1 protein-coding gene is annotated in these 464 nt (G+C 57.3%); it reads left to right on the top strand.

The features are described 5' to 3' along the window. The coding region (locus AC0L2V_RS32255; protein ID WP_473522197.1) for a LysR substrate-binding domain-containing protein at positions 1–464 on the top strand (464 nt) is incomplete at both ends.

Here is a 464-nt window from a genome sequence, read left to right as displayed (position 1 = left end):
TTTTTCGAAAAGGTCGTGGAGCGTGTTGCACGCGAAGCACCCGCCGTCAGCTTCGAATTGCTGCCGCTCGACGACGAGCCCGATGAGCTTCTCCGGCGCGGTGACGTCGATTTTCTGATTTGTCCAGAATTGTTCATGTCGAGCGCGCATCCAAGAGCGGCGCTGTTCGACGACACGCTCGTGTGCGTAGGCTGCCCCACAAACAAGCAGCTGCCACAGCAGCTTACATTCGAGAGATACATGTCGATGAGGCACGTTGCGGCCAAGTTCGGGCGAGCGCCGAAGCCCTCCATCGAGGAGCGGTTTTTTCTTGAGCATGGCCTCAAGAGACGTGTCGAGGTTATCGTGCAGGCGTTTAGCATGATCCCGCCGATGGTCTCAGGCACAGCTCGTATAGCGACCATGCCCTTCCGGCTGGTTGAGCATTTCAAGAAAACCTTCCCGCTGCGGATCATCGAACTTCC

The sequence above is a fragment of the Mesorhizobium sp. WSM4814 genome, assembly GCF_055811595.1.
The sequence above is the reverse complement of the archived record's forward strand: the minus strand, read 5'-3'. Positions and strand labels throughout refer to the sequence as shown.